The 17,661-nt window shown below is 53.7% G+C and carries 12 protein-coding genes; 11 read left to right on the top strand and 1 reads right to left on the bottom strand.

The annotated features are described in order from the left end of the window. Positions 1–181: 181 nt before the first annotated feature. From GYMC10_RS13830 to GYMC10_RS13850, 5 genes are all read left to right on the top strand, one after another. On the top strand, positions 182–961 hold the full coding sequence (locus GYMC10_RS13830; RefSeq protein ID WP_015735033.1) for an alpha/beta fold hydrolase: 780 nt from the start codon (positions 182–184) through the stop codon (positions 959–961). Positions 962–1,078: 117 nt separating this feature from the next. Next, positions 1,079–1,927 (top strand): MerR family transcriptional regulator, encoded by an 849-nt coding sequence (locus tag GYMC10_RS13835; RefSeq protein WP_015735034.1) that lies wholly within the window; start codon positions 1,079–1,081, stop codon positions 1,925–1,927. Further along, positions 1,927–2,949 carry a serine hydrolase domain-containing protein gene (locus GYMC10_RS13840; protein ID WP_015735035.1) on the top strand — a complete coding sequence of 341 codons (1,023 nt, stop codon included), beginning with the start codon at positions 1,927–1,929 and terminating at the stop codon, positions 2,947–2,949. The genes GYMC10_RS13835 and GYMC10_RS13840 overlap by 1 nt, the downstream gene beginning before the upstream one ends. Before the next feature lie 298 nt (positions 2,950–3,247). Then, positions 3,248–3,691 carry an SMI1/KNR4 family protein gene (locus GYMC10_RS13845; protein ID WP_041622158.1) on the top strand — a complete coding sequence of 148 codons (444 nt, stop codon included), beginning with the start codon at positions 3,248–3,250 and terminating at the stop codon, positions 3,689–3,691. Between the two features lie 85 nt (positions 3,692–3,776). Further along, positions 3,777–4,244: an SMI1/KNR4 family protein gene (locus GYMC10_RS13850; RefSeq protein ID WP_015735037.1), complete on the top strand. Its 468-nt coding sequence runs from the start codon at positions 3,777–3,779 to the stop codon at positions 4,242–4,244. Positions 4,245–4,365: 121 nt separating this feature from the next. On the opposite strand, the gene GYMC10_RS13855 is transcribed toward GYMC10_RS13850, so the two are convergent. Next, on the bottom strand, positions 4,366–6,351 hold the full coding sequence (locus GYMC10_RS13855) for an alpha-amylase family protein (protein ID WP_015735038.1): 1,986 nt from the start codon (positions 6,349–6,351) through the stop codon (positions 4,366–4,368). Between the two features lie 135 nt (positions 6,352–6,486). On the opposite strand from GYMC10_RS13855, the gene GYMC10_RS13860 reads away from it, so the two are divergent. From GYMC10_RS13860 to GYMC10_RS13885, 6 genes are all read left to right on the top strand, one after another. Next, positions 6,487–7,383 carry a helix-turn-helix transcriptional regulator gene (locus tag GYMC10_RS13860; RefSeq protein WP_015735039.1) on the top strand — a complete coding sequence of 299 codons (897 nt, stop codon included), beginning with the start codon at positions 6,487–6,489 and terminating at the stop codon, positions 7,381–7,383. Between the two features lie 140 nt (positions 7,384–7,523). Then, positions 7,524–9,833, top strand: coding sequence for a helix-turn-helix domain-containing protein (locus GYMC10_RS13865; RefSeq protein WP_015735040.1), 2,310 nt, complete (start codon positions 7,524–7,526; stop codon positions 9,831–9,833). 432 nt (positions 9,834–10,265) lie between these two features. Next, complete coding sequence (locus GYMC10_RS13870) at positions 10,266–11,291, top strand: ABC transporter permease (protein WP_085982512.1); 1,026 nt, start codon at positions 10,266–10,268, stop codon at positions 11,289–11,291. 15 nt (positions 11,292–11,306) lie between these two features. Next, the gene (locus tag GYMC10_RS13875; RefSeq protein WP_015735042.1) at positions 11,307–12,191 is read left to right on the top strand and encodes a carbohydrate ABC transporter permease; all 885 of its coding nucleotides are present in this window, start codon (positions 11,307–11,309) and stop codon (positions 12,189–12,191) included. 36 nt (positions 12,192–12,227) lie between these two features. Beyond that, on the top strand, positions 12,228–13,754 hold the full coding sequence (locus tag GYMC10_RS13880; protein ID WP_015735043.1) for an ABC transporter substrate-binding protein: 1,527 nt from the start codon (positions 12,228–12,230) through the stop codon (positions 13,752–13,754). Positions 13,755–13,884: 130 nt separating this feature from the next. Then, complete coding sequence (locus GYMC10_RS13885) at positions 13,885–17,658, top strand: Ig-like domain-containing protein (RefSeq protein WP_015735044.1); 3,774 nt, start codon at positions 13,885–13,887, stop codon at positions 17,656–17,658. Positions 17,659–17,661 lie beyond the last annotated feature (3 nt).

Raw genomic sequence — 17,661 nt, forward strand, 5'->3', positions numbered from 1 at the left:
CCGCGGCAGGAAACCAGACTCGACTTTGGTCCAGGGAATTGTATTGGCAAGCCGTGCAACGCATAATTTATACCATGGATAGTTTAAAAGTATAACAAAATTCTAAAAAAACCCGTTAAATCTTCGGATTAATATACTATAATTGTATTAATAGTAAATGTTATATATTGGGGATGATACAATGAACTTATTCATGAAGGAGAGCGGAAACATTCATGCGTCAAGGATGATCGTATTTTTGCATGGGGGCGGGGTAAGCGGCTGGATGTGGAACAAGCAGCTTCCCTTTTTTAAAGACGATTACTGCCTGGTTCCCGATTTACCCGGACACGGCGGCAGCTCCGCCAACGGGCCCTTTTCTATAAAACGCACTGCAGCGCAGATCAATGAGGTCATGTCGAATAAGGCGGACGGAAGGGAAATTATTGTATTCGGTTTTTCCTTGGGGGCGCAGATTCTCGTGGAAATGATGTGCCAACGACCTCAACTCATCGATTACGCAATCGTAAACAGCGCTTTGCTTAGGCCGATGCCGGCTGCGCTGAAGCTGATCGAACCTTCTGTACGAATGACCTTTCCGCTGACCAAATACCGATGGTTCTCCAGATGGCAGGCAAGCACGCTGTACGTGAATCGGGATGATTTTGAACAGTATTATTCGGAATCCCTGCATATGCCTTCGGAGCTGCTGGTTTCGGTGCTCAAGGAAAACATGTCCTATGCAATCTCTCCAAGCATCAAAGAATCTTCGACGAAGGTATTGGTTACGGTCGGGGAGAAGGAAAGAGCCAGCGTTAAAAAATCAGCCAGGGACCTCGTGCAGCTATCCAACCGTGCGGAGGGGATCGTGTTTCCCGGTATCGGGCACGGCATACCGCTTGCCGATCCGGCATTATTCAACCGCGTAGCGGGGAAGTGGCTGAACACCGGGGAACTGCCGGAAGATCTTCCTCAGGTGTAGTACGGAGGCGAGGAAGATCAGGGATTCCATTTTACAAATTAGCAGTGGACTTTGCCCTAAGGGCAAGGTGTAAAGTGATCTTGAACCAAGAGTCTATATACGGAAAGAGGTGGATCCTTGCTGCCGATCGGGGAATTCTCCAAACTATGCGAAGTATCGACGAAGACGCTTCGGTATTACGATGAAATCGGATTAATTCATCCGGATCAGATCAATCCGGAAAACGGGTATAGGTATTATTCCATCGGTCAGCTAAAGAGAATGCTCTATATTAACCGGTTGAAGTCTTACCATTTTTCACTGGACGAAATCAAAGAAATCTTAGCGGGGGAACCGGGTCACTCGGATGAGAAGCTTTACACGGCCCTTCACCGCAAGCGTCGGGAAGTCCAGCACAAATTAGATATGTATCATCATGCCCTGAACCAAATGGACCAGGATATCCTGAGCCTGGAAAAGGGCATCGACGTGATGTCGTACCTGAATCGAATTGAAGTGCAGCTTGTGGATCGGGCGCCAATGCATCTTCTTTTCATGCGCCGGATGATGAGCAGGGATGATTATGCTCTGGGTTATGGCAGGTATTTTAGCGGATTATATGAACGGATTGCCAAGGAGAAGCTTACATTGGTTGGTACGCCCATGACGATTTATCACAGCTCGGAATACAATCCCGCAGGCAATGACACCGAGTTTGCCCTCCCGGTTAAGGAAAGGGTTATTGGAACGAGGGACCTGGAGGGAGGACGATGTGCCAAGTCTGTTTGGAAGGGTTCCTATTCGGATTTGACATCGGTATATGCCAGGCTCAGGGAATGGATAGAAGAAGAGGGATACGCATTGAGCCAATCCCCGTATGAAATCTATGTAACCGATCCGAATCAAGCCACGGCAGCTGAGCATTTGGTTACCGAGGTCTATTTTCCCGTGTCGAAAAAACAAATAAAAAATGTGAGGTATCTCTAATGAAGAGAGAGTATTGGCCAACGAAGGCATGGCAAACCGCTGCCCCTGAAGCCTTGAGTTTGGATGCCGGCAAGCTTTCGGCCCTGGATGCTTTGATCCCATCCGAATACGGCAACATCAACGGTATGGTCGTGGTGAGAAACGGATATATCGCATATGAAAAATACGATCATGGTTACGGCCCGGAGGATACCCACCACGTGGCATCCGTCACCAAGAGCGTTTTATCCGCCCTCATAGGCATTGCCATCGGTGCTGGCTATATTGACAATGCGGATCAAAAGGTGCTGGATTTCTTCCCCGAATATGATCACAGGTCCGCTGGTCGGCAAATCCAACAAATTACGCTTCGCCATCTTCTTACGATGACGGCTTCGTATCCCTTTGAGGACTGGCGCGAGCCATTGGACAAAATGTGCATGCACCCTGATTGGGTAGCATATACGCTTGATATGCTGGGGGAAGGCGGAACCCTGGGAGCGTTTAAATATTCCACCGCAGGAGTGCACCTGCTGTCAGCCATTATCACCCGCACCACCGGAAAAAGCGCACGCGCCTTTGCGAACGAACACTTGTTTAAACCGATTGGCATGACCGAAATCCCGGATCATGACATGGGATCATTCGGATTTGATCATTTATTCGGTAAAGACGTCAGGGGATGGGTCAAAGACCCCGGCGGCAACACTACGGGTGGATGGGGCCTTACGTTAAGCCCGCGTGATATGGCGCGTTTCGGTTTTCTGTACCTGAACCGCGGCCTATGGGACGGACAACCGATTATACCGGGAGATTGGATAGACCAATCAACGGCGATGAACGCTAACCAATACGGTTATTTGTGGTGGCTGAGGGATGAGGACGGAATTTATACATATTCGGCCGTAGGCGATGGAGGCAATATCATCTGCTGCATTCCGGAAAAAGATATGGTTGTAGCGATTGCATCGTCCTTTACCGTCAATCCGCGGGATCGATGGACCTTGATAAAGGAAGGCGTGCTTTCAGCTGTCATAGAATAAATCGAGGAACGTAAACGCCATTCGCGCTATCTTCTTTCCTTGTTTCGTACCTGGTTCTCATCGCAATTCCGTTCTGCTAGAATATGTATAATCCGATTACGCAGCGAATACACCCAGCTCCTGAATATCTGACATCCATTTGCCCTCGATGAAAGAAGGGGCGAACGGAACGTATGATGTCTTATATGGGCACACAACGGATGTGGTACGGAGCTTACATCATGGAATATAACATTCAATTGTCGGTATGATCTTCAACGTTAGAGGATTTAGATTCATGCTAGAAGGGAAGGATCCCATGAATGAAGCATTAATGGAAAGATTACAGAATTTCCTCTTCCGGGAGGATCGAGCCTCACTTGTAGGAAGTCCGGCAACCCAAGAGGAAATCGCACATGCGGAGCAGCAGTTGAATGTAAGGTTTCATGAGGACTATGTACATTTTATAAGAAAGTTCGGAGGAGCCTATGCGGGCCTTGCGGTACATGCATTCTCTAATGGCTCCAGCATTGGAAATGAAACCGTCGCAGATTTGACGCTGGATTTCCGCGAGCAGTATAAGGAGCTTCCTATTGGAGATGCATTACAAACTGGTTATGTCATCTCGATCGACGGATCCGGCGACCCGATAATCATCGACCAATCAGGAAAGGTGTTCATCTGCCATCACGATACGGGAGAGGTCAAACTCTTGGCAGATTCCTTTGAGGCGCTGATCGAGGAAAATTTCTATGAATGGTAGGTCGTTCTTAACCGATCTATCAAGTGGAGATGAAATCAGTCACTGAACTCGATTGAGCAAAATGAGATGGGAAGGAGTTTTCGAAATGTATGAACGATTGGCTGAGAAACTGGAAAGCACGACAGCCGTGAAATGGTTTCCCGGACGCGGCGCGAAAGAGGAATGGATCGCCGAGGCAGAAGCGGAGCTGGGATTCAGCCTGCCGCCTTCCTATCGCTGGTGGCTCAAGAATTACGGCAGTGCCACGTTGAGCGGGACGGGCATTCTCATGTTAGCTCCTCCGGACGTGAGGGAATATACCGATACGGATATTCTATACATACATCGCCTGAATCAGGATGATGAGGAGTGGCGTGAGCAATATCCGCACAGACTGGATCTGTTCGTGCCGGACGAGGACGAGCTGTATTTTTTCGATACGTCCGCCAAGGATGAGCAGGGGGAGTTCCCTGTCATGCGTTATGATCTCATGAACGATTTGATCGAGGAGTATGCTCCGACATTTGCAGGATTTTTGGAACAATTGATAGACAAACGCAGTTCAGTATATTGAACACATAACATGAAAACCTGCAAAATGAACCGATATGATGTGAACAGCCGCAGTCTCCAGACTGCGGCTGCTTGTATCATATGGAAGAGTTGTTCCCTCATCATGAAGGCAAGCATGTTGTTTACGCCAGTTCCAGCACAACCATTTGATGATTATCCAGATTGGGAACCGTGTAGTTGATCTCCCCCTCACTCCCAATGGTGTATGGAAGCTCATCCATCGAGGGGGCCAGATAGACCCGCCGGATCGAAGGCACCGCAGGGAGGCGCAAGCGGACGGAAACGTCCCGCAGCGGCACGATGTCCTCGATGACTTCAACGCGCCCCTTCAGGACAGGTGAAGCATAGAGTAGGTGATTAATATAGCGGTTTTCTTCCTGCTGATACTGCAGCGTCGCGATGCCTCGTGCCGGCAAATCGCAGCGCAGAGTAGGCTGCGGCAGGAGCCGGTCGATCGCATGCAATACCATCTCCTTCAGAATGAGATGGCCGTTGTCCGCATAGTCGCCGAACACATTCCAAGCGATGTAGATGCCGTTTGTGCTCTCGATCATGCCCGGGCCGCCGTCTTCTCCGGCGCTTGGCGTGTGCTGATGCGAGCAGAACGTGAACACATCGCGGTTGAAGTACGGATTCTCCCGGCTGCCCAGCGTTCGGCCGCCGTTCAATTCAACCAGCTGTCCTTCACCGTACATTACGAATGATGCAGGCATGAGAGGACCGGGAACAAAGTCCGGGCGGAAATAAGACGGACGGTATGGGCTCTGGCCTTTCCAGTTCAATCCGAGATCCAGCGTAAACGCGTCGCCTGCCGCATTCAAACCCGAACGACCCGAGGCAAGAACTTTTCCTCCACCCGCGGTGAATGCACGGATATCCTCTTCCAATTCGGGCCATATTGGCACCTCGTCCGGCAGTATCAGCACGTTGTAGAGGCTAAAATCAGCAGTTGCATCCACGATGTCGTAAAGGTAGTGCCCTTCGGTCAGGATGCGTACCGCACCGGCATCCGCCAGGTTGTTCCGGTCATCCGACTTCCGTGCTTCCGGACAAGCCTCCCAAGCAGCCTCCAGCGACAGGACGGCGATGTCCGCCACGGAAGAGGTTGCGCTGCACCAAGGCTCCTTCGCTTCCACCTCAGCATAGGCTGTGCCGATCAAGGCGTAGGTTGCTTCATCCATGAGACCCGAAGGATGAAGCTGGTCGCCGATCGAGCACTTGGCGCCGTGGGCGAGACTGAGCGCCGTTTCGAATCGCAGCGCGTTCGGATGCTTGTAACCGCCGAATTCGCCCCAGGAGGTATGGAATTTGCCCGTCATGCCGAGATAGTCCATGCCTAGCGTCTGGGCATAGCGTGCGGACAGCGGAAAGTGATCGTAACCCCAGCCACCGGTTGGAAGCGATTCGAGTTCCAAATGGCTGTTGACTTGAGCAAGGTCGCGGCGGCCGCGACGCTGATGGCCGCTGTTATGGAAGACCGGCAGACCGGGTTTGATCTCATCGATCGTTTCTCTTACGCGGCGGGCATAGTTCAGGTAGGTGGATTCGCCTAACGCGGCAACGGCAGCTTCATCGCGAGGGTCATGACCGGCTGATCGCAGCGCGGCCACGCAATGCTGGCACCGGCATTGACGGATTCCGACGATGTCAAGGAAAATGCCGTCCGCATCATACCTGGAAACTACCTCACGAATTTGCGCCAGCAAGATGTCCAGGTAAGGCGTGTTGAAGCAAAATTCATGGTAACCGGGCGTCATGAAATCTCTCGCCCAGCGCGTACGGTCTTCCGCGTCGCGGATCAGCCATTCGGGATGGCGCCGCGCCAGCTTTTCGTCCAGCCCTGCGGATAAGTACACCGGCGTCTTGACGCCGATTTCATGGGCAGCCGAGATCATTTCGCCCAGCAGATCGAATGTGAGATGCGGATGTATTTCATTAGCTTCGCTCGGGTGATATGCCCAGCCGTGATGGCATTTTGAAAACACCGTGATGGAATCGACATGCCCGGCACGCAGCATGTTCTGAAACTGGGGTTTTGAAAAACGGCTTCCGATGCCGGCAATGGCCTCGGATGTATGGAAGTCGAGATGGACCTGACGAAAACGCATGCGTAAACAGCCTCCTTAGTCGCTTTATGAGAGCGGTTTCTCGTGATCAAATGTACCTCTTTTTCATGCGGGCAACCAGTGATAATATAGACTTTGATTAGCACAAAATGAACTTGCGAAAAGGAGGGGGTGGCTGTGCTGTGCTTAGAATTCGCCATACCGCCGCTGCCGCAATTCGTTACGGCCGGACATGCCGTATGGAAGCCGGGAGACAGGCATTTCGCCCGCACCTTCGACGTTTATGACCTGCTTCTGGTCACGAAAGGAACGCTCTATATGACGGAAGAACAGACGGAGTATGAGGTCGGCGCGGGAAAGCTGCTGGTGCTGGAAGCAGGACTGGCGCATGTCGGGCACCGAGCCTGCTCTGAGCACACGGAGATTTATTGGGTGCATTTCATTCATGGTCATCCGGCTGCGCACATCCGTCGGGAAGAGATTCCCTGGTCGAACCTGCTGTCCAAAGGCACGGTCGAAGACGTTGAGCCTTCTCCGCAGCAGCGCATGTACTTGCCGAAGTTTGCGCCCTTCGAGGTGCAAACCTTGGAGCCGATGCTGCGCGGATTGAACGATACCCACAACAGACTGAACGGGGAAAATGCGCTCAGGCTCCACCTTATGCTGACCGAACTGTTTGCCGCGCTGCAGGCTGGCTGCGCCCGGACGTCCGAGCCGGAGCCTTCCGTCCGGCTGGCCCAGGCCGCCGCAGCCTATTTGAACGAACATTGGAAGGAGCCGTTTGAACGGGCCGCGCTGGAGGAAAAGCTCCACTTCCAAGCGAGTTATATCGCAAGATGCATGAAGAGGCATATCGGCAAAACGCCACTGCAGTACGTGCTGCACCTGCGCCTGGAGGAGGCCAAGAAACTGCTTGGCGGCACGGTGCTTGGCATTTCCGAGATCGCGGAACGCGTGGGAATCCGCGATTCGAACTACATGACGCGCCTGTTTACCGCCAAGGTTGGCATGACGCCAGGTGCTTATCGGCAGATGCTTCGGCAGAAGAGGGATGGCGATGGGCGGGTCACCTGAGCAGCCCTGATCATACGACGATACCCAGAGATACGGTCAGTGCGTATCCCGTACAGGGTAATATTTCGAAAATGCAGATTGACAATGAAAATCCCGGCGGCTTATAGTAAAGCCACCTAAACTTGCAGGAGAGTGGTCCCATGAACTTGCTGCAAACCCTCCGCTCTCGCAAATATTTGCAGCGGATTATCCTGAGCTTTATGCTCGTCGTCGCCATGCTCGCCATAGCCTCCCTCTTTCTGAACGCCGCCGCCCGTGACAAAGTGTTGAGCCTCCAGCATGAGGCCGACGTCAAGCTACTCACCCAAATCAACTACAACATCGAGAACATGAACGGGATCGTGAAGGATTTGGCGGTATCGCTGTATAACGACGAAGAGCTCATCGCACTGAAATCCGGGGCGGATTATAAGCAGAGCATTCTGAAGATTGAGCGTTTGAACCGCACGGTTGCCGCTTCCCCGTACTTGCACGCCGCCGTTTTTTATAACGGCAAACAGGGCCGTTTTTTCTCGTCGCTGAGCCATGATATGGATACGCGCGTCCTTTACGGCGCACTGGAAGATTACATGGACGCTCGTGCCGACCTGCCGAAGCTGCAGCTCATTCCGCTCGACCTCGATGGGGAGAACGAAGGCATCGACGTGTTCGCATTTTTCATATATGATGGGCCGAGCCTCGGTTCCGTCAATCGGAACGTACTGATCTTGACCGTGAAGCCGGGGTGGATGCTGGATAATGTGAAAGCGCTTAATCGGGTCGCCGAACGGGAAAACGACGTCCTGTTCGTTACGGACGGCAATGGTCAAGTGCTGATGGCGGGCGACCGCAAGCTACCGCCCGGGCTGGACATCAAGAGAGATTTACTCGGACGGATGGGCTCGGCAAACCATGCACCGGACTCCTTCATCCATCAACAAGGCGATAAGAAATATAAGGTCACCTATTTAAGCAAAGGCTTAAACGACTGGCAGATCATCAGCCTTCAAGACTATGACGACGTGCTGGGCAGCGTCCGCCAGATGCGGTGGACGGAAATGGCCGTGACATTGTCCGTGGCCATGCTGGCTTTGCTGCTGTCCGTACTGATTTCGCTCCGGCTTTACAAACCGGTAGGCCGCCTGCTCACGCTGGTGCCTTATGATGGACGTGGAGATGCCAAAGCCAAGGATGAGCTGTCCCTGATCACGGAGAATGTAACGGAAATGATCGGCAAGCTTAGAGGATTGGAACAGGAGCGGGCCACGCAATGGAATATCGCCAAGTTATATCATCTGCGGAGCCTGATCGGCACAAGCGACAGCATGGACGAAGATGCGTTTATGCGGATGAAGGAGCAGTACGGGATCGATATCGCGCATCCGTCGCCGCTTCGACTTGCACTTGTGCAACTGGACGACCTGCAAAGCCAGGTCCTGCAGCCGGTTCCCCGAGCGGAAGAGCTCTATTCCTTCGCCATCGCGAATATCGGCCAGGAGCTGCTGCGCCATGGCGGCTCCTGCGAGGCGGCGGATATGAAGAGCGGCCATCTCGTTTTTGTTGTCGGGGGCGATTCCGGTCACCTCGAGTCCTTGGACGAACGCTTCCGTGAACTTCAGCAAACCATTCTCCGCTTCTATCGGATTACGTTCACCGTAACGCTAAGCGATGCCTTCGAGGATTACCGTCAGCTTTCGAAACATTACAATCTGGCGCTGCGGCATTCTAACTATCGCATGATATTCGGTAAAGGCGCCGTGATCCGGCCGGAGATGATCCGCAGGAACGAGCGGAACGAATCGCTTACCATTCCGAAGGAACTGGAACGCCGGCTGACGGAGGGCTTAAAAGGCGGCAATTCGGAAGAGACGGAGCAAGCCATTCGGAGTTGGAGGGAGCATCTTGCCGAGTTTAGCTTTGACGGCATGTTTTCGGCGCTGCTGCATTTGACCATGACGCTGAGCCATACACTCGGTGAAATGAATAATAACAACTTGAACCCGGTATCGGTCAATCTGCAGGCGATCAACCGCCGCATTCTCGAAAAAGAGACGCTGGACGAGATCGAATGCGTGCTCCTGGACGTCGTGCGGGAGGTGTTCGAGCAGCGCAGGAGCGGACGCGAGGATAAAAACCGGCTGCTTGCGGATACCGTCAAGGAAATGATCGACAAGCATTATGCCGATCCGGACCTCAACGTACAGAAGATCGCCGATATGCTGAAGATGAGTTCCGTTTATTTGGGGCAAGTGTTCAAAGCGCAGGAAGGTACGACGGTAGTCGACCAGATCAACGCGACTCGGCTTGCCCGTGCCCAGCAGTATCTGGAGCAGCAGCAATTGACCGTGGCCGAAATCATGGAGAAGGTAGGCTTCGGCAATGAAAGTTATTTCTATCGGCTGTTCAAGCGCCGGTACGGAACGACCCCGAAAGAGTACCGCCTCAAGTGCGCCATCGAGCGCAGCACTTGAATCGCACAGGTTTCATCAGACCCGCAGGCGTGTTGCCGTTTGCGGGTTTTTGCCATGCCGTGCTTCGGCAATGGTATCCATTCGGTTACGAGTGAACCGGAAGATTCGATACAAGTGTTTATGCTGCGAGCCCCTATTGAGCATTTGGATCAATGCGGAGCTAACAAAGTGCCGTCTTCTGCACCCTGGGCATCGCATCTAGACAGAAGTAAGGTAGTCCCTTAGTGTCGGCAGAGGCCCTAAAATTCTTCAAGTGCAGCAATCTTGGATCTATACAGCCGGCTGTACAGCATTCCGAAATCCCTACAGTCCGCCTGTACAGCAATCCTGAAATTGTACAGTAACGGAAAGTACCGCTTTTGAGCTATCGTTAAACGTGCAAAGCCTGGAACGCAGGCAAGAAGTGCACAAGGAAAGGAAGGGGCTTTCGCTATGTTGAAGAAGTTACCACTATCGGGCTCAATGGGCGCGGAACCGGCGAACCGACCGGGAACCGGTACCGACCCGGATTCAGAACCAGTCGGCACTCGCCCAAAAAAATCGGCGTTTCGCAGGGAGCTTCGCCATTTTCGAAACAACCGCGAGCTGTTTCTTTTATCCCTGCCGGGGATTCTGTACAAGCTGATCTTTGCCTATATTCCATTGGTGGGATTGATCATCGCCTTCAAGCATTACCGCTACGATCTCGGCATATTCGGCAGCGAATGGGTAGGTCTGGAAAACTTCCGTTATTTGTTCTCGACCGATACGGCTTGGCGGATCACACGCAATACCGTGCTGTACAATGCCGCATACATTGCAGCTACCACCGCCGCTGCGCTGCTGTTGGCCGTTCTGATGAACGAGCTCAGGGCGAAATGGAGCAAATTTTATCAGACCGCGCTGTTCCTGCCCCACTTTCTATCCTGGGTGCTGGTCGGATACGTGGCCTATGCCTTCCTGAACCATTCCGACGGTTTCATAAACCGCACCTTGCAGATGTTTGGCATGGATCCGATCAGTTGGTACCAGACGGCCGAGGCATGGCCGGCCATTCTCATTCTTGTTCATTTATGGAAGGCAGTCGGCTTCAACACGCTGATTTATTTTGCGGGCATCATCGGCATTAACAGCGAGTATTACGAGGCAGCCCGGATCGACGGTGCGACGAAATGGCAGATGGCCATGAAAATTAGCATCCCGCTGTTGGCCCCGCTGGTCATCATTCTGCTGATTTTGTCCATCGGCAACATGTTCCGCGGCGACTTCGGACTGCATTATTTCATCCCGAACAACTCCGGCTTCCTGTACGGATCCACGGATATTATCGATACGTACGTATACCGCGCACTCCGCGAGATCGGTAATGTCAGCATGTCGGCCGCCACAGGCTTCTATCAGTCGATTGTTGGCTTCGTGCTGGTGCTGGTAGCGAACGGGATCGTGCGCAAAATCAATCCAGAGCATTCCCTGTGGTAAGAAGGAGGATAACCGATGCCGAAGAAGTTCGAACTATCCAAAATGTTAATCCATCTGCTGTTCATCCTGCTATCGCTGGCCATCGTCCTGCCTTTTCTGCTCGTTGTCGCGGTCTCACTGACGGACGAAGCGTCGCTTACCGCCAAAGGGTATCAGTTTTTTCCCGAAACGTTGAGCCTGGAGGCTTATCGCTATCTTCTCGACGCACCCGACATTTTGCTGCGGGCCTACGGGGTCACGATCACGGTGACCGTCATTGGAGCACTGGCAGGACTTCTGCTCACCGCGATGACCGCATACGTCATCTCGAGGCCGGATTACCGCTACAACAGGGTAACGACGTTTTACGTATTTTTCACGATGCTGTTCAGCGGCGGGCTCGTCCCTTCCTATATTCTCATCACCCAATACCTGCATTTAAAGGACAGCTTGCTTGCACTAATCCTGCCGGTTCTGCTCTCTCCCTTCAACATCATGGTCATGAAGGGATTCATGTCCAAAATTCCGCTTGAAATCGTGGAATCCGCCAAAATCGACGGGGCAAGGGAGCTGCGCATCTTTTTCCGGATTATATTGCCGCTCTCCACGCCTGCCTTGGCCACGCTGGGTTTGCTGATCTCGTTCACGTACTGGAACGAATGGTTCAACGCCATGCTGTATATCGACGATCCCGACAAGGTGCCGCTGCAGCTGCTGCTGGTGCGGACGCTTGGCAGCATCGAGTTCATTACCTCCAATTCGGAATTTTCACAGCAGCTGGGCATCGATTTATCCAGCTTTCCGAACAATTCGGCAAGAATGGCGATCGCGGTGCTGGCCGGCGGGCCGATGCTGATCATCTTCCCGTTCTTCCAACGGTTTTTCGTGAAAGGGCTTACGGTTGGCTCCCTTAAGGGTTAACATACAACAACCAATAAACATTCAGGAGGTCATGTCATGAAAAAAAGATTATTAGGATTGCTCGCGGTCATCCTGATCGCCATGTCCGCGCTTGCCGGCTGCGGGAGCAGCGGCGGAAATGGCGATACGGGCAGCGGAACGCCCGGCACGCAAGGATCGACACCGGAGGCAGGCGGCGCAAGCGGACTTGAGCCCGCTGAGCTGACCTGGTATTATCCGCTGCTGCAGCTGCAGCCGGACCAGAAGAAGGTCGAAGAGGAGATCAACAAAATCGTGAAGGAGAAGTTGAACGCCACCGTCAAGCTGATGCCGGTCGCAATCGGGGATTACGTGCAGAAGATGAACACCGTACTGGCGGCGGGCGAGAAATTCGATATTCTGTGGACCGGTTACATGCTGAAACCGGAAGAGCTTGTACGGAAAGGGGCCATACAACCGCTGAACGGGCTCTTGGATGAGTACGCGCCGCAGCTGAAGACGGACGTCCCTCAGGTGATGTGGGATGGCCTCTCGGTAGACGGGGAAATTTACGGCATCCCGAATCAGCAAATCAACGGGTCAAGATACGGCTTTATCGTGCAGAAGCGGTTTGCCGACAAATACGGCTTGGATCCTTCCACAATCAAAACGATAGCGGATATCGAACCGTTCCTTGAGCAGATCAAGCAGAACGAGCCGGGCATTATCCCGATCGGCCTGTTCGGCGGCTCGTTTGTCAACCCGCAGGCGCATGACGATCAATATTGGGTCGTTCCGGGGCTTGACGATCATTTCTACATCAAGACCGATGACCCGTCCTATACGTTACATCGCTATCCGGAGGAGGAGCTGGACAATTTCCGCCTGGCCAGCAAATGGTATAAAGCCGGGTACATCCACAAGGACGCGGCCACGGAAAAAATGACCGACTACCAATCCAAGGGCCAGATCGCGGTCGAGTTTGACGTCACATTGAAGCCTGGGGTCGAGGCAGAGGTCAAGCCGAAGAACGGCGGCAACGATGTCATCATCATCCCGCTCAGCGATTGGTTCTCCAACGGTTATTCGGCAACGACCAACCAGTCGATCAGCCGCACTTCGCCGAATCCGGAACGGGCCATGATGCTGCTCAATCTGATCAACACCGATAAAGAGCTCTACAACCTGATGATCAACGGCTTAGAGGGCGTGCACTACGAGAAGCTGAGCGGGGAGTATATCAAAGCGATGCCGGATTCCAGGTATCGTCCGAACATGGATTGGGTCTTCGGCAGCGTCTTCAATTCCTACCTGAAGGAAGGCCAACCGGAGAACATATGGGAGGAAACGAAAAAAATCAACGAAAGCTCTGAAATCAATCCGGTCGGCGCCTTCAAGTTCAATTCCGAGCCGGTCAGCACGGAAATCGCGAACCTGAATGCCGTATGGGGCGAGTACAAACGGGGACTCGTGACCGGCACGCTCGATTTCGAGGAGACCTGGCCCGTTCTTTACGGCAAGCTGAAGGAGGCGGGCGAAGATAAATACGTGGAGGAGGTGACGCGTCAGTTCGAGCAATTCCTGAAAGATAAGGGCTTGAAATAATCGGTCAGTAAGCTTATAGACGGATGGAGACGAAACGGGAGAAACCTGCTGCCCGGGTGGGCTTTGACGACACTGCGCACGGCGCAGACAGAGCTGACCGGATTCCACGATGGAGGAAGGGGAGCGATTTATGAAGAAGCTTGTGCTTGCGGCACTGGCGGCAAGCCTGTTGTTTGCGCTGTATCCATTTCTGCCCGCCGCCGAGACGGCGTCGGCTTATGGAAATCCGCACGGGACGGCTTTTTACGTAGCCTTGGACGGAAATGACTCGAACAAAGGGACGATCAACAAACCGTTTCGAACGTTGGAAAAAGCGCGTGACGCCATTCGGGCGTTGAAAGCGAAGAAAGGGCTGCCTCGGGGCGGCGTCACGGTCTATCTTCGGGAAGGCCGGTACGAGCGCGCAGCCAGCTTTGAGCTGGGTTTGCAGGATTCGGGGGAAGCGGGCAAGCCGGTAACCTATACGGCCTATCCGGGCGAAACGGTCATCTTGTCCGGTTCCAAGCAGCTGGAGAAATCCGCATTCGTTCCGGTAGCCGATCCTGCCGTACTGAACCGGATTATTAGCGAAGAAGCAAGAAACGAAGTGCTGGTCGCCGATCTGGCCGCCCTCGGCATTGCCGATTACGGCGAGATGAGCCGGCACGGTTATTACTTGGCCAACGATTTGAGCAAGGTGCCGCCGATGGAGTTGTACGTTGACGGGCAAGGGATGACGCTGGCACGCTGGCCGAACGAGGGAACCGTCCAAATGGACGAAATCCTCGATCCCGGACCGACGCGGAAAGATCCGAACGGGGAGGTCCATACAAGAGGCGGGACCTTTACGTATACGTATGACAGACCGCAATACTGGACACAGGCGGACGACATCTGGCTGGATGGCATTTTCGGCTACAGCTGGGAATGGTCCTACAACAAAATCGCTTCCATCGACACCGAGGCCAAGAGCATCACGCTCCGGTACGGGGAAATGAGCGGCATTTTCAAAAATTGGTACCCGGATTTCCATTTCGCCCAAAACCTGCTGGAGGAGATCGACATGCCCGGCGAGTATTACATCGACCGCCAGGCCGGAAAGCTCTATTTTCTGCCGAACGCCGAATTCATGACCGCGAATCCTTCCATTGAAGTGACGATGCTGAAGACGCCGATGATCAATGCATTGGATGCATCCCATATCGATTTCTCGGAGCTGATCCTGGAGAACGGGCGCGATTCGGCGGTCGTCTTCATGGGCGGAAGCCATATGCGCGTCCTCCATAGCGAAATTCGCAACTTCACCAACAGCGGCGTGCTGGTCAACACCCAGAGCCGGTTTCATTATAACGACTTTACGGGGGTTCCCGGAACAGACCACACGATCGAGTTTACCCACATCCACCATATCGGGGGAACCGCCGTCACGCTCACCGGAGGCGACAAGACAACGCTCGCGCCGGGCAACAACGCCGTGGAGAACTCGCACATTCATGATTTTGCCTATTATCATAAGGCTTACAATCCGGGCGTCCTCTTGTCCGGAGTGGGCAACCGCATGTCGCACAACGAGCTGCATGATGCTCCTCATCCCGGTGTGCTGATCTTCGGCAATGATCATCTTGTAGAGTACAACGACATTTATGACGTTTGCAAAACCTTCTCGGATCTCGGCGCCATTTACATGAACGCGGGCGAAACGCCGCAGCAGCGGGGCACCGTCATCCGCCGCAATTACTTCCATAACATCGGCGAAGCCAAGCCCGGCGTGGAAGGGGTATATCCCGATAACTTCACGATGGGATTGAAGATCGACGAGAACATCTTTTATAAAATGGGCAACTCGGCGATCAAAAACAACGGCGGCGCGCATATTTTGACCCGCAACAATATATTCGTGGACAGCAAGATTCCGTACGACTACGCGGATTTGTTTCTCGGCGACGAGCCGGACGATCAGGTTCCGCTGAATTACATGCCGAAGTGGGAGGCGCTGTTCGAGGCCAACAACGACTTCATCGGGACGCCATATCTGTCCAAATATCCGGAGCTGGCAAACTTTTTCACGGAAAACCGCTTTTATCCGGACACGAACACGTTCCACGGCAACGTCGTATACAATCCGACAGTTCCGCGAAGCTCGACAACCAACGCGGAAGGTGCGTACGACAAATTCAATCTGGTCCAATATGCGGATAACTGGGTTACTAACGAGGATCCTGGTTTCGTCGATCTGGCAGGAGGCGATCTGTCGCTGCGTCCGGATGCGCAAGTATTCCAGGCCATCCCCGGCTTCCCGGATATTCCGTTTCACGAGATCGGCATTAACGGGAAAGCAGGTACCACGAGCAGTCCGGACAGCTATCCGGTGCAAAACGTGGTGGTCTATGACAACCAAATCACGGTAGATCGTTGGAAAACGGTGAAGCTGCGCACGGCGGTCCTCCCATGGAACGCGGATAATCCGAAGCTGGTCTTCACGTCGGCCGATCCCGGTGTCGCCACGGTCGATACTAACGGCATCGTCACGGGCCAGGCGGTGGGCCAAACGGTCGTCACCGTGGCGTCGGCGGAGAATCCGCAGCTCACGGCGGCGGTGGACGTCATAGTCGAAGCCGGAGACGGCGTCATGGATTTCACGAATTTCGAGTCGGGGGCGAACGGCTGGCCGCAGGATGCGAACCGCAGCATCGTCAAAGAAGGCGACAACCGCTGGTATAAGATACTGAACGGCGCTACCGCCCTCAGCCAGAAAACCTTCACCGAATATGAGCTGAGCTTCAAGCTGAAGATGCCCGAGTCGATCAGTGAAAACGCAACGCTGTACGTGTTCGATCGCCAGGCGGGCAGCGGCTCGACCCGCGTCGGTTACAAAACGCGTCCGGACGGATCCTCCTCCTGGCTGCTGTATAATGCAGCCTGGACCGTGCTGCGCGAAGAGAAGCTCCCCGGCCACGACCTGCAGCCAAACACGGAATACGAGATCAAGGTGCTGGTCAGAGGCGGCGATATCAGCGTATACGTGGACGGCCAATTCCGTCTCAAGGCAGCCGATCCGGGCCATAATGCGGCAGGCAAGGTCGGATTCTATGTCAACAACGTCAGCCACATGCTGTTTGACGACATCCGGTTCAAGGCGCTGAGCACGGAGCTGGCCGGCATCATACCGTCCGAGCGCGAAATACGGCTTGCCGCCGGCGAGCAGCATCAGATGCAGGTAACGTTCGATCCCGTGGATACCCCGGATACCGGCATTGCTTGGCAATCCGCCGATCCATCCGTGGCGGAGGTAAGCGATACGGGCGTCGTCCATGCCGTATATGAAGGACAGACCATCATTACCGCCGTGTCCGTCGTCAATCCGCAGATCAAGGCGGATATCGCGGTGACCGTTTCGGGCATCATGCACGAAACGGACTTCGAATCGGGCGGCAACGGCTGGCCGGTAGACCCGAACCGCAGCATCGCGGCGGATCCGGACGGCAATCGCCGATACAAAATTTTAAACGGTGCCACGGGTCTGCTGGACCGCGTCTTTGAATCGTATGTACTCGAATTCAAGCTAAAGATCCCGTCGTCGATGCCGGAGGACGGAACCTTTTATATTTTCGACCGTCAGGCGGGCAGCGGTTCGACCCGGATCGGCTATCGATCCCGTGCGGACGGTACCTCGTCCTGGATCCTGTACGATTCGGCATGGCAGAAGATAGCCGAGACCTCTTTGCCGAATCGCGACTTACTGTCGGACACGGAATATGCGGTCAAGGTCGTCGTGAAGAACGGGGATGTCGCGGTTTACGTGGACAACGCGCCAAGACTTGCCGCCACGGACCCGAATCATCAGCCTTCAGGCAAAGTGGGCTTCTATGTCAGCGGATTCGATTATATGCTGTTTGACGATATCCGCTTCTCGGTGGTGCCATAAGAT

Origin of the sequence: Paenibacillus sp. Y412MC10, assembly GCF_000024685.1 — a bacterium.
Taxonomy (GTDB): domain Bacteria; phylum Bacillota; class Bacilli; order Paenibacillales; family Paenibacillaceae; genus Paenibacillus_AQ; species Paenibacillus_AQ lautus_A.

Coding starts and splice junctions, on each gene's coding strand:
- GYMC10_RS13870 (WP_085982512.1), top strand. CDS start 10,266: ATGTTGAAGAAGTTACCACTATCGGGCTCAATGGGCGCGGAACCGGCG.
- GYMC10_RS13830 (WP_015735033.1), top strand. CDS start 182: ATGAACTTATTCATGAAGGAGAGCGGAAACATTCATGCGTCAAGGATG.
- GYMC10_RS13845 (WP_041622158.1), top strand. CDS start 3,248: ATGAATGAAGCATTAATGGAAAGATTACAGAATTTCCTCTTCCGGGAG.
- GYMC10_RS13865 (WP_015735040.1), top strand. CDS start 7,524: ATGAACTTGCTGCAAACCCTCCGCTCTCGCAAATATTTGCAGCGGATT.
- GYMC10_RS13880 (WP_015735043.1), top strand. CDS start 12,228: ATGAAAAAAAGATTATTAGGATTGCTCGCGGTCATCCTGATCGCCATG.
- GYMC10_RS13850 (WP_015735037.1), top strand. CDS start 3,777: ATGTATGAACGATTGGCTGAGAAACTGGAAAGCACGACAGCCGTGAAA.
- GYMC10_RS13875 (WP_015735042.1), top strand. CDS start 11,307: ATGCCGAAGAAGTTCGAACTATCCAAAATGTTAATCCATCTGCTGTTC.
- GYMC10_RS13855 (WP_015735038.1), bottom strand. CDS start 6,351: ATGCGTTTTCGTCAGGTCCATCTCGACTTCCATACATCCGAGGCCATT.
- GYMC10_RS13840 (WP_015735035.1), top strand. CDS start 1,927: ATGAAGAGAGAGTATTGGCCAACGAAGGCATGGCAAACCGCTGCCCCT.
- GYMC10_RS13885 (WP_015735044.1), top strand. CDS start 13,885: ATGAAGAAGCTTGTGCTTGCGGCACTGGCGGCAAGCCTGTTGTTTGCG.